Genomic DNA, 11,856 nt, shown 5'->3' on the forward strand with positions numbered 1-11,856 from the left:
GCCCGCACCGGGCAGGCCCTCCGTGCCAGCACCGGTCAGGGCCCCGCGTGGACGCGCAGGTACGCGAGCACCGCCAGCACCCGGCGGTGGTCCTCGTCCGAGGCCGGCAGGCCGAGCTTGCCGAGGATGCTCCGCACGTGGGTCTCGACCGTCCGGTCCGTCAGCCACAACCGCCGGGCGATCGCGGCGTTCGTCCGGCCCTCCGCCATCAGGCCGAGCACCTCGCGCTCCCGGGCGGTCAGACCGCCGAGCGGGTCGGCGCGCCGCCCCGCCACGAGGGCGGCGACCACCTCGGGGTCGAGCGCCGACCCGCCCGCCGTCACGCGGCGGAGCGAGTCCAGGAAGTCGTCGACGTCGAGCACCCGGTCCTTGAGCAGGTAGCCGAAGCCGCCGGCCGCGACGAGGTCCAGGGTGTGCCGGGTCTCGACGTGCTGGGAGAGCAGCATGATCGCGACGCCGGGGTGCTCGCGCCGGATCCGGGCGGCCGCGAGTGCGCCGTCGTCGTCGCCTCCCGGCGGCATCCGGATGTCGACGACGGCGATGTCGGGGGTCTCGCGGGCGACGGCCTCGACCAGGGCGGGCGCGTCGGCGACCGCGGCGACCACGTCGTGGCCCGCGTCGCGGAGCAGCAGCTCCAGCCCGTGCCGGAAGAGGGCCGAGTCCTCGCCGATCACGACACGCACGGCAACGTCACCTCCAGACGGGTCCCGTGCCCGGGCCGGCTGTCGAGCACGAGCGCGCCCCCGTGCGCCGCGACGCGGTCGGCGACCCCGGCGAGCCCACCGCCCGCGGAGGGCTCCGCCCCACCGCGTCCGTCGTCGCTGACGCTGAGGCGCAGGCCCCCGTCGTCGCGGAGGGCGCGGACCACCACACGGGAGGCCCCGGCGTGCTTGACGGCGTTCGCGATCGCCTCGCACGCGACGTAGTACGCCGCGGCCTCCACCTCGCCGCTGACCCGCTCGCGCGGCCCCTCGACGTCGACCGGCAGCGGCGTGCGGCGGGCGAGGTCCGCGAGCGCCGGCGCGAGGCCCCCGTCGAGCGCGCCGGGCCGGAGGCCCCGTGCCATCTCGCGGAGGTCGCGGACCGCCGCCGAGATCTCGTCCACCGCATGGTCGAGGCCGGCGTCGATCTCCGGCCGGCCGGCCGTGCCGCGCTGCAGGCGACGGAGTCCCATGCCGACCGCCACGAGGCGCTGCTGCACGCCGTCGTGCAGGTCGCGCGTGAGGCGGCGACGCTCCTCGTAGCCGGCGCGGACGAGCCGGATGCGACTCTCCTCGACCTCGTCCAGCCGGTGCCGCAGCTCGCCCCGCAGGCGGGCCATCTCCACGGGGAGCGCCGCCGCGCGCGCGATGTCCACGAGGAGCCCGGCTCGTCGCCGGAGACGCGCGTCGTGCACGAGGAGGCCGAGGGGCGCCTCCCCGCGGCCCAGCACCGTCACGACCTGACCGGGGGCCGGGGCGGGAGAGGTCACGGGGGCGCCGGCGAGGTCGCGGTGCTCGCCGGCGTCCGGGGCCCAGACGAGGACGCGCAGACCCGGATCGGCGAGCGCGACGCGCAGCACCCCCTCGACGTCCTCCGGCTCGGCCCGGCCCTCACGGAGGCGCGCCGCGAACGCCTCGACCCGGGCGACGGCGGCGGCGCGGTCACGATCGAAGCGGCGGTCGACGAGGGACTGGAGGCGACGGCGCGACGGCTCGGCGACCGCGGCCGCGGTGAGCGCCGCGACCGCGGTGGCGACCGCCGACCCACCGCCGAGCGGGACCGCGACGAGAAGGGCCACGCCCGCGAAGACCACCACGAGCAGCAGCGTGAGCGTCGCCCACGCGAGCGTGCGGCTGATGGCGCGGTCGACGTCGAACAGGCCGTGCCGCAGCATCGCGACCGCGACCGCCGTCACGAGCGCGACGTACATGACGACGAACGGGATGGGCGCCACGTCCTCCACGTCGCCTCCGAGGAGGACGCCGGTCAGGCAGATCGCGAACGCCGCCGGGATCAACCCCGCGGCGACGGCGAGCCACTTGAGCTGGACGCGCGGGACCCCCTCGGCGCGTCGGAACCGCACCACCATCGCGGCCGCGGCGAGGACGAGCGCCGCCCCCGTCACCGGCAACCCCACGACGGCGAGGACCGTCGCCGGGCCGTCCAGACCCGCCGGACCCGGTCGTGGCAGGTCGGCGTACGGCCCCTCGAGCGGGTCCTCGCGCAGGACGCCCGAGACGGCGACGGCGACCGGCCCGGCGACCGCGAGGACCGCGACCGGGCGCCACCGCGGCGACGGGGGCCGCCCGTCGGGGAAGAGGAGCAGCAGGAGGGCGGCGAGGGAGAAGACGGGCAGCCAGTCGAGGCTGAACGCGAGGGCGGCCACCGGGGCGCCCGGCAGGTCTCCGGCGGCGTCCGCCCAGGAGGCGAACGCCGCGTCCGCGGCCCCGGTCAGTCCCAGCAGGGCGACGAGGGGACCGATCGCACCGGAGCCCGGTGTGCGTGCGATCGCGACACCGGCCCCGACCGCAGGCAGCGCCACCAGGAGCGTCGTCGCCGGGCCCCACGCGCTCGCCGGGTCCGCGTCGGCGGCGCGCGCGACGAGCACGACCGCGACGGCTGCCACCGCGAGGACCGCTGACGACCATGCCACGACGAGGGGCGCGCGCACGCGGCGATCATCCCACCACCGCGCCCCGACGCCATCCGTGCCACCACGCAGGCCCGGGGCGGTCACCCCCGCGCCACGCGCCGGGGGTCAGGCCTCGCGGAGGACGGCGTCGAGGAGGCCAGGGAAGCGGGCGTCGAGCTCCTCGCGGCGGAGCCACGTGTTGCGGCGGGTGCCCTCGTCCTGCTGGGCGATGACGCCGGCGAGGCGGAGGGTCTTGAAGTGGTGGCTCGCCGTCGACTTCGTCACCTCGAGGACGACGTGGCCGCACGGGACGGGCCCGGAGCACGAGAGCTGACGCACGATCTCGAGGCGCACCGGGTCCGAGAGCGCCTGGAGCACGGACACCATGTCCACGCCCGCCAGGTCGACCTGGTCGATCTCCTGCACGCCCTCCATCGCCACGTCCCCCACGTGTTGTTTGACCGTTATCGAAATAAGAGGTACGGTCCCGGTCGAACTTTACGGGGTCGCCGTGCCGCGCGCCAGCGGGGCGGCCCCCTCCCCGGTCCCCGTCGGAGGACGCATCGTGTCATCGACCACCCCGGCCACACCCGCGGCCACCCCCTCCAGCCCACCGCCGACCGCGGCGGCACGCGGCCCGGTCCGCCTCGACCGTCGCGCCTGGGCCGCCCTCCTCACGCTCTGCGGCGCCCTCTTCCTCGACGCCCTCGACGTCTCCATGGTGGGCGTCGCCCTCCCGTCGATCCGCAGCGACCTGGGGATGTCGACCAGCTCGCTCCAGTGGGTCGTCAGCGCCTACGTCCTCGGCTACGGCGGCTTCCTGCTGCTCGGCGGCCGCGCCGCCGACCTCCTCGGCCGGCGACGCATGTTCCTCATCTCGCTCGGCGTCTTCGTCGTCGCGTCCGCCCTCGGGGGCCTCGTCGACGACGGCTCCCTCCTCATCGCGACCCGCTTCGTGAAGGGCGTCAGCGCCGCGTTCACCGCCCCCGCCGGCCTCTCCATCATCACGACGAGCTTCCCCGAGGGCCCCGTCCGCAACAAGGCGCTGTCGATCTACACCGCCACCGGCGCCATCGGGTTCTCGCTCGGCCTCGTCGTCGGCGGCCTGCTGACCGAGGCGGGCTGGCGCTGGGTGTTCCTGCTCCCCGTCCCCGTCGCCCTCGTCATCCTCGCCGCCGCGTTCCGGTTCGTCCCCGACAGCGGCCGCCCCGAGGGACCGCGCCGCTCCTTCGACGTCGCCGGGGCGACCACCATCACCGCCGGGATGCTGCTGCTCGTCTACTCCGTGGTCGAGGCCCCCGACGTCGGGTGGGGATCGACCCGCACCCTCCTGTCCCTCGCCGGCGCGGCGGCGCTGATCGCCGCGTTCGTCGCCACCGAGCTCCGCTCCCGGGCCCCGCTCGTGCGGCTCGGGATCCTCCGCTCCGGCGCCCTCGTCCGCGCCAACCTCGGCGCGATGGCCCTCTTCGGGTCGTGGGTCGGCTTCCAGTTCATCGTGACGCTGTACCTGCAGAACCTGCGGGGGTGGTCGCCGCTCGAGACGGGGCTCGCCCTCTTCCCCGCCGGCCTCGTCGTCGTCCTGATCGCTCCGCGCATGGGGACCGTCGTCGCCCGGTACGGGGTCGTGCGGCCGATCGTCGCGGGCCTGACGTCCGTCGCGGTCGGGTACGCGCTGTTCCTGCCGATCGGCCTCGACTCCGGCTACGCCGTCGCGGTGCTGCCGACCATGCTGCTCAGCGGCCTCGGCTTCGCCCTCGCCTTCGGGCCGCTGAACATGGCGGCGACGAACGGCATCGCCGCCCACGAGCAGGGGCTCGCCGGCGGCCTCGTGAACACGTCGTTCCAGTTCGGCGGGGCGCTCGTGCTCGCCGTCGTCACCGCCGTCGATGCCGCCGCCGCCGGACCGGGGGGATCACCCGCCGACGTCATGCAGGGGTACCGCGCGGCGATCGTGGTGTCGCTCGCCGCCGCCGTCCTCGGCGTCGTCGCCACCGTCGCGCGACGGCGCGACCGCGCCCCCCGCGTCGTGGGCGAGCCGGTCGAGGGGTGACGCACGCGGGGCGGGGCCGCACGGCCCCGCCCCGCGACGATCAGGAGGAGTGGCGCCCCGCCACCGCGAGGCGGTTCTCGGCGCGACGGCGCGCGCTCTCCGCCGAGATCCGGGCGACCTCGTCATCACCGGCCTCTGCGAGGGCGGCGTCGGCCCGCTCCAGCGCGGCCTGCGCACGGGGGACGTCGATGTCCTCCGCCCGCTCCGCCTGCTCCACGAGCACGAGGACCCGGTTCTCCTCGACCGCGAGGTAGCCGGTGGTCGTCGCGTAGACGATGACCGTCTCGTCGAGCAGCGTCAGACGCGTCTCGCCGGTGCGCAGGAACGCGATGAACGGCGTGTGCCGCGGCAGGATGCCGACCTCGCCCTCCACGCTCGGCGCCACGATCATGTACGCGTCCTCCGCGAAGACCGGCCCCTCGGGTGTGAGGAGCTGGACCGCGATGTGGTGACGCTCGGTGCCGGTCGCCGTGCTCACCGCGCGGCCTTCAGCTCCGCGGCCTTCTCGATGGCCTCGTCGATGCCGCCGACCATGTAGAAGGCCTCCTCGGGGAGGTCGTCGTGACGGCCCTCCACGATCTCCTTGAAGCCGCGCACCGTCTCCGCGAGGGGGACGTACTTGCCGGGCCGGCCGGTGAAGGCCTCCGCCACGTTGAACGGCTGGGAGAGGAAGCGCTCGATGCGGCGGGCGCGGGACACGGCGAGCTTCTGCTCGTCGGTCAGCTCGTCCACACCGAGGATGGCGATGATGTCCTGGAGGTCCTTGTACTGCTGGAGAATCTCCTGGACGCGGGTCGCGACCTCGTAGTGCTCGGCGCCGACGCCGTCGACCGAGAGGATCCGGCTCGTCGAGTCGAGCGGGTCCACGGCCGGGTAAATGCCCTTCTCCGAGATGGAGCGCGAGAGCACCGTCGTGGCGTCGAGGTGGGCGAACGACGCGGCCGGGGCCGGGTCGGTGAGGTCGTCGGCGGGGACGTAGATGGCCTGCACCGACGTGACCGAGCCGTTGCGCGTCGAGGTGATGCGCTCCTGCAGGTCGCCCATCTCGCCCTGCAGCGTCGGCTGGTACCCCACGGCCGACGGCATGCGGCCGAGGAGGGCCGACACCTCGGAGCCCGCCTGCACGAAGCGGAAGATGTTGTCCACGAACAGCAGCACGTCCTGGCCGCCCTGGTCGCGGAAGTACTCGGCCATCGTCAGGCCGGACAGCGCGACGCGCAGACGGGCGCCGGGCGGCTCGTTCATCTGGCCGTACACGAGCGCGGTCTTGTCGATGACCCCGCTCTCCTTCATCTCCAGCCAGAGGTCGTTGCCCTCACGGGTGCGCTCGCCCACGCCGGCGAACACCGAGAGACCGCCGTGCTCCTGGGCGATGTTGTTGATCAGCTCCTGGATCAGCACGGTCTTGCCCACGCCGGCGCCGCCGAAGAGGCCGGTCTTGCCGCCCTTCACGTACGGGGCGAGGAGGTCGACGACCTTGATGCCGGTCTCGAAGATCTCCTCGGTGGGGTTGAGCTGGTCGAACGCCGGGGCGTCCCGGTGGATCGGCCACCGCTCGCCCTCGCTGACGTCCGCGCCCTCGTCGATCGTCTCGCCGAGCACGTTGAAGATGCGGCCCAGGGTCCGCTCGCCGACCGGCACCGAGATCGGGCCGCCCGTGTCGGTCACCTTCGTGCCGCGGGCCAGGCCGTCGGTCGTGTCGAAGGCGACCGCGCGGATCTTGTCGTCACCCAGGTGCTGCTGCACCTCGGCGACGAGCGGCGGCGCGTCCGCGCCACGGTCGATCTCGATCGCGTTGTAGATGGACGGGAGCCCGTCGGGGAACCGTGCGTCGAGCACGACGCCCTTGATCTCCAGGATCGTGCCGGTGAAGCGTGCGTCGTCAGACATGCGGGGGGGTCTCTCCTCGGGGCCTTTTACTGGAGGGCGTCGGCGCCGGCCACGACTTCCAGGATCTCCTGGGTGATCGCGGCCTGGCGGGCACGGTTCATCGCGAGCGTGAGGTCGTCGATCAACGAGCCCGCGTTGTCCGTGGCGTTGCGCATCGCGGTCCGGCGGGCCGCGAGCTCCGCGGCCGCGCTCTCGAGCAGCGCGCGGTAGATCGTGGTGTCCAGGTAGGTGGGCAGCAGCGAGCGCAGGAAGGCCTCGGGCTCGGGCTCGAAGATCGCGACGCCGCCCCCGGTGGGGTGCTCGTCCTCCTCGCCGTCGTCGTCCGCGTCGAGCACGACCATCCGCTCGATCGGCAGGAGCTGCTCGGTGGTGACCTTCTGCTCCAGGACCGAGGCGAAGGCGTTGTAGACGATCACGACGCGGTTGGCCTCGCCCTCGGTGAAGCGGCGGACGAGGTGGGCGGTGACGCCCTCCGAGTCGGCGAACGTCGGCTCGACCGAGAAGCCCTGGAAGGAGCGGTCGATCGTGAGCCCGCGGAAGGCGAGGGTGCCGGCGCCCTTCTTGCCGACGGTGGTGAACTCGACCTCCGAGAAGCCCTCCGCCAGCAGGTCCTCCGCGGCGTTCATCGCGGTGCGGACGATGTTGACGTTGAACGCGCCGGCCAGGCCGCGGTCACCGGTGATCGCCACGACGATCGCGAGGCCCTCGGCGGGACGCTCGTCGAGCAGCGGCTCGCCCTTCATGCCGCCGCTCTGGCGCGCGGCCTGCGACATGAGCCGGCGCATCGCCTGGGCGTACGGCCGCAGCGACTCGATGGCGTCCTGCGCACGGCGCAGCTTCGCCGACGCCACGAGCTCCATGGCGCGCGTGATCTTGCGCGTGTTGCGGACCGATTCGATCCGCCGCTTGATGTCCCGTGTGGTGGCCATCCCCTGCCTAGGCGGCGGTCGGGGCCGTCTCGGCCTCGGCCTCGGCGGGCTCCTCGGCGGGCGCCGCGGGCTCGTCGATGTCCGGGGCGAACTGGTTGACGATCCGGTCGGCGATCGCGTCGATCTTCTTCGCCGACTCGTCGGAGAAGTCCCGGGTGTCGCGGATCTCGGCGAGCACCTCGGGGGCGGTCTCGCGCACCTCGCGGCGGATCGCGTCGTTCACGGCGGGGACGTCGGAGACCTCGACCTTGTCGAGGTGGCCCGAGTTCGCGGCGTAGAGCACCGCGACCTGCTCCTCGACCGGCCACGGCGCGTACGCCGGCTGGTTGAGGGTGGCCACGAAGCGGGCGCCGCGGGCCAGCGTGCGCTGGGTGGAGGCGTCGAGCTCCGAGCCGAACTGGGCGAACGCCTCGAGGTCGCGGTACTGGGCGAGCTCGAGCTTCAGCTTGCCGGCCACCTTGCGCATCGCCCGGATCTGGGCGGAGCCACCGACGCGGGAGACCGAGATGCCGACGTTCAGGGCGGGGCGGACACCGGAGAAGAAGAGCTTGCTCTCCAGGAAGATCTGCCCGTCCGTGATCGAGATCACGTTCGTCGGGATGTAGGCCGACACGTCGCCGGCCTGCGTCTCGATGATCGGGAGCGCCGTGAGGGAGCCGCCGCCGAGCTCGTCGTTGAGCTTGCAGGCGCGCTCCAGGAGGCGGGAGTGGAGGTAGAACACGTCGCCGGGGAACGCCTCGCGGCCCGGCGGGCGCCGGAGCAGCAGCGACATCTGGCGGTAGGCGTCGGCCTGCTTGGAGAGGTCGTCGTAGATGCAGAGGGCGTGCTCGCCGCCGTACAGGAAGTACTCGCCCATGGCCGCGGCCGAGTACGGCGCCAGGTACTTCAGCGACGCCGACTGCGAGGCGGTGGCGGCGACGACCGTCGTGTACTCCATCGCGCCGGCGGCGCGGAGCCGCGCGACGACGGTGGCGACCGTGGACGCCTTCTGGCCGATGGCGACGTAGAAGCAGCGGACGCCCTGGCCGGTCTGGTTGATGATCGTGTCGACCGCGATGGTGGTCTTGCCGGTGCCACGGTCGCCGATGATCAGCTCGCGCTGTCCGCGGCCGATCGGGATCAGGGCGTCGATGGCCTTGATGCCGGTCTGGAGCGGCTCGGTGACGGGCTGGCGCTGAACGACGCCCGGCGCCTTGAACTCGACCGGGCGGTAGTGCTCGGTCTCGATCGGGCCGCGGTCGTCGAGCGGGTTGCCGAGGGGGTCCACGACGCGGCCGAGCAGGGCCTCGCCGACGGGGACCTGGATGACCTTGCCCGTCCGGCGGACCTGGTCGCCCTCCTTGATGAGGGTGTCGTCGCCGAGGAGCACGACGCCGACGTTGTCCTCCTCGAGGTTCAGCGCGAGGCCGGTGACGCCGTGCGGCAGCTCGAGCATCTCGAGCGAGACGCAGGACTGGAGTCCGTGGACGCGGGCGATGCCGTCGCCGACCTGGAGGACGGTGCCGACCTCCTCGACCTCCACGGTCCCCGAGTACTGCTCGATCTGGTCCCGCAGGACCTTGGTGATCTCATCGGGTCGCAGCTTCATCTGGAAGGCGTCACCTTTCTCTGCTCAGGTCGGGAAGTCGTGGGGTCGGGCGTCAGGCGGTGGCGGCGGAGGAGTCGACGGCGTCCACGTGGGCGCGCCGCATCGAGTGCCGCAGCTCGTCGAGGCGGTGCCGCACCGAGCCGTCCACCACCGAGTCGCCGACCCGCAGCACGAGGCCGCCGACGATGTCGGGGTCGACCGTCTCGGTCATGCGGACCTCGGCGCCGGTCTTCGCGCGGATCTGCTCGACGATCCGCTCGCGCAGGTCGGCCGGCAGCGGCACGGCCGTGACGGCCTCGACGTCGATCCGGTTCTCCGCCCGGGAGACCCGGTCGGAGAACGCGCCGGCGATCGCCGGGAGGTCGTGGAGGCGACCCCGGTCGGCGAGCACGCGGAGGAAGTTCAGGACGAGCGGGTGCGCGCCCTCGGCCACCCCCTCGACCACGGCCTTGCGGTGGGCCGCGTTGACCTCGGGGTCGGTGAGCGCCGCGCGGAGCTCCGCCGATCCCTCGAGGGCGGCCGCGAAGGACGCGATGTCCTCGGCGACCGGGGTGACGGCCGACGAGTCGAGGGCCGCCTCGTAGAGCGCCTCGGCGTATGTGGCCTCGACGCTCACGAGGTGCTCGAGCCCCCGTTGGCGGTCGCGACGCCGCTCAGGTCGGCCTCGGCGATCGCCTCCTCGATGAGGCGCCGGTGGTCGGCGTCGTCGAGGCTCTTGCGCGACACCTTCTCGGCGGCGAGCAGGGCGATGTCGACCACCTCGTCGCGCAGGCCGCTAGCGGCCTGACGCGCCTGGGCGTCGATCTGCGAGCCCGCGTCCGCGAGGACGCGCTCCCGCTGGATCTGACCCTGGGCGACGAGCTCGGCACGCTGCGACTCACCCTCCTTGCGACCCTGGTCGCGCAGCGAGTCCGCCTCCTTGCGGGCCTCGATCAGCTTCGACTTGTACTCCTCCAGGAGGGCGGTGGCCTCGTTCCGGCCGCGCTCCGCCTCCTCGATGCTCTCGGCGATGTCGCGGCGCCGCTTCTCGATCAGTTCGCCGACCGGGCCGAAGACGTACTTCTTCATGATGAACAGCGTGATCCCGAACATCACGAGGGTCCACACCATCAGCCCCGGGCTGATCTGGAGGAGCGGGTTGTCGCTCTCCTCGCTGACCGGTTCGGCCTGGAGTGGCAACGCGTTCAGGTAGGTGAGGAGATTGCCCATCGGTTCCCCGATCTAGCCGATGAAGAAGGCGACGAAGCCCATCAGCAGCGCGTAGAACACGATGGCCTCCGTGAGGGCGAGGCCGAGGAACATGAGCGAGGTCAGCTCGCCGCGCAGCTCCGGCTGGCGGCCGACGGCCTCGACGGTCTTGCCCATGAGGTAGCCCACGCCGATGCCCGGGCCGATGGCGCCGAACGCGGTGGCCAGGCCGAGCGCCAGGACCTTTGCCGCATCCTCGATGTTGCCTTCCATCAGATGTCTCTCCTTTGGATTGTCAGTGCGATGACTCGACGGCGAAGCCGATGTAGATGCCGCTGAGCATCGCGAAGATGAAGGCCTGGAGGCCGGCGACCAGCAGCCACTCGAAGACCCAGAAGAACACCCCGACGGGGAGGGCGATGAGCCCGAAGAAGTTCCCCAGCAGGACCATGAAGCCGGCGGCCATGATGATGAGCAGGTGGCCGGCGAGCAGGTTGGCGAACAGTCGCACGGAGAGGCTCACGAGACGGAGGATCTGCGAGAGCACCTCGATGCCGAAGATGATCGGCTGGATCGCCTTGGGGGCGTCCGGGACGAGCGTCTTCAGGTACCCGAGCACCCCGTGCGCCCGGACCCCCTCGTAGTTGTAGACGAGGAAGGTCACCACGGTCAGCGCCAGCGTGACGTTGATGTTCGCGGTGGCCGCGTAGAGGGCGAAGTCGGGGATCGGCCCGATCCAGCTGGCGTGGCTGACCGGTAGCGGGATGAAGCTCACCAGGTTGCTGACCAGGATGAACAGGAACAGCGTGGCGATGTACGGGAAGTAGCGGTTGTACACCGAGGTCGTGAGCGTCGGCCGGGCGATCTGCTTCTCGGCGAACTCGTAGGCCATCTCGACGATGTTCTGGGACTTGGTCGGCTTCATCTTGAGGCCGCCGCGGATCACCAGGCCCATCGCGATGCAGATGACGCTCGCGAGGAACAGGTAGAAGACGGCCTTGTTGATCGACAGGTCGAGCGGGCCGAGCTCGATCGACACCCAGGGGTCGAGCTTGAACTCCTCGGACGGATCGAACTCCGCCCCGGCCGCCATGCCGGCGGCGGGGAGCGCGAGCAGCGTCGTGAGCGCGGCGACGGCCGCGATGCGGACCCTCGATGCGGCGGTCACTGCGGCGCGCCCTTGGGCACGCGGGAACGCTGCGCGTAGAGCGCGGTGCGGCCGAGGAGATCGAACGTGAAGCACGTGATGAACACACCCGCGGCGATCAGTCCGGCCTCCTCCGAGTAACGAAGCGCGATGACGAACAGCACGAGCGCCGTCAACCAGGCCCGTGCGATGAAGGACACGCCGGACATGCCGACGGCGGCCGTGGCCGAGAGGCCGAACGACCACTTGGCGGTCGTGATGGAGATGCCCCAGTTGACGCACCAGAGCAGGAACCCGATGAACCAGCCGGACCAGTCACCCCCGGCCACCAGGACGATCGGCAGCGTGAGCACCCCGACGATGATGCCGATCCCCGAGAGGAGGGCCTTCGCCATGGGGGGCGGGTACACGCTGTCCTCGTCGGAGGCGACCTGCGGTGCGTCGGGCAGA

13 protein-coding genes are annotated in these 11,856 nt (G+C 72.5%); 1 reads left to right on the forward strand and 12 read right to left on the reverse strand.

All coding sequences use genetic code 11. The features are described 5' to 3' along the window. Positions 1-35 precede the first annotated feature (35 nt). The 3 genes from IU369_RS13350 to IU369_RS13360 form a co-directional block, all read right to left on the reverse strand. Positions 36-683 carry a response regulator gene (locus IU369_RS13350; RefSeq protein WP_217921476.1) on the reverse strand — a complete coding sequence of 216 codons (648 nt, stop codon included), beginning with the start codon at positions 681-683 and terminating at the stop codon, positions 36-38. After that, a complete protein-coding gene (locus IU369_RS13355; RefSeq protein ID WP_217921477.1) occupies positions 671-2,653 on the reverse strand; it encodes a sensor histidine kinase in 1,983 nt (660 codons plus the stop codon). The genes IU369_RS13350 and IU369_RS13355 overlap by 13 nt, the downstream gene beginning before the upstream one ends. An 87-nt stretch (positions 2,654-2,740) precedes the next feature. Further along, positions 2,741-3,064 (reverse strand): ArsR/SmtB family transcription factor, encoded by a 324-nt coding sequence (locus IU369_RS13360; RefSeq protein ID WP_217921478.1) that lies wholly within the window; start codon positions 3,062-3,064, stop codon positions 2,741-2,743. Positions 3,065-3,179: 115 nt separating this feature from the next. Between IU369_RS13360 and IU369_RS13365 the strand changes: the two genes are divergently transcribed. Beyond that, positions 3,180-4,664 carry an MFS transporter gene (locus IU369_RS13365; RefSeq protein WP_217921479.1) on the forward strand — a complete coding sequence of 495 codons (1,485 nt, stop codon included), beginning with the start codon at positions 3,180-3,182 and terminating at the stop codon, positions 4,662-4,664. A gap of 40 nt (positions 4,665-4,704) precedes the next feature. Here IU369_RS13365 and atpC read toward each other — a convergent pair whose 3' ends face one another. Genes atpC through IU369_RS13410 form a run of 9 tightly spaced genes read right to left on the reverse strand, consistent with a single transcriptional unit; the run spans position 4,705 to position 11,801 of the window. Continuing rightward, a complete protein-coding gene (gene atpC, locus IU369_RS13370; RefSeq protein ID WP_217921480.1) occupies positions 4,705-5,142 on the reverse strand; it encodes an ATP synthase F1 subunit epsilon in 438 nt (145 codons plus the stop codon). Beyond that, positions 5,139-6,554 carry a F0F1 ATP synthase subunit beta gene (atpD, locus tag IU369_RS13375; protein ID WP_217921481.1) on the reverse strand — a complete coding sequence of 472 codons (1,416 nt, stop codon included), beginning with the start codon at positions 6,552-6,554 and terminating at the stop codon, positions 5,139-5,141. Before atpD ends, atpC begins: the two co-directional genes overlap by 4 nt. 26 nt (positions 6,555-6,580) lie before the next feature. Next, a complete protein-coding gene (gene atpG / locus IU369_RS13380; RefSeq protein ID WP_217921482.1) occupies positions 6,581-7,483 on the reverse strand; it encodes an ATP synthase F1 subunit gamma in 903 nt (300 codons plus the stop codon). A 7-nt stretch (positions 7,484-7,490) separates the two neighbouring features. Next, positions 7,491-9,071: a F0F1 ATP synthase subunit alpha gene (gene atpA / locus IU369_RS13385; RefSeq protein WP_217921483.1), complete on the reverse strand. Its 1,581-nt coding sequence runs from the start codon at positions 9,069-9,071 to the stop codon at positions 7,491-7,493. Between the two features lie 52 nt (positions 9,072-9,123). After that, a complete protein-coding gene (gene atpH / locus IU369_RS13390) occupies positions 9,124-9,687 on the reverse strand; it encodes an ATP synthase F1 subunit delta (protein WP_217921484.1) in 564 nt (187 codons plus the stop codon). Beyond that, positions 9,684-10,280 (reverse strand): F0F1 ATP synthase subunit B, encoded by a 597-nt coding sequence (gene atpF / locus IU369_RS13395; RefSeq protein ID WP_217921485.1) that lies wholly within the window; start codon positions 10,278-10,280, stop codon positions 9,684-9,686. The genes atpH and atpF overlap by 4 nt, the downstream gene beginning before the upstream one ends. Before the next feature lie 12 nt (positions 10,281-10,292). Next, positions 10,293-10,532 carry an ATP synthase F0 subunit C gene (atpE, locus tag IU369_RS13400; RefSeq protein ID WP_217915275.1) on the reverse strand — a complete coding sequence of 80 codons (240 nt, stop codon included), beginning with the start codon at positions 10,530-10,532 and terminating at the stop codon, positions 10,293-10,295. 22 nt (positions 10,533-10,554) lie between these two features. Further along, complete coding sequence (gene atpB / locus IU369_RS13405; protein ID WP_217921486.1) at positions 10,555-11,427, reverse strand: F0F1 ATP synthase subunit A; 873 nt, start codon at positions 11,425-11,427, stop codon at positions 10,555-10,557. Further along, on the reverse strand, positions 11,424-11,801 hold the full coding sequence (locus IU369_RS13410; protein ID WP_217921487.1) for a hypothetical protein: 378 nt from the start codon (positions 11,799-11,801) through the stop codon (positions 11,424-11,426). The genes atpB and IU369_RS13410 overlap by 4 nt, the downstream gene beginning before the upstream one ends. Between the last annotated feature and the right edge of the window lie 55 nt (positions 11,802-11,856).

This window comes from Miltoncostaea oceani, from assembly GCF_018141545.1.
Lineage (GTDB): Bacteria > Actinomycetota > Thermoleophilia > Miltoncostaeales > Miltoncostaeaceae > Miltoncostaea > Miltoncostaea oceani.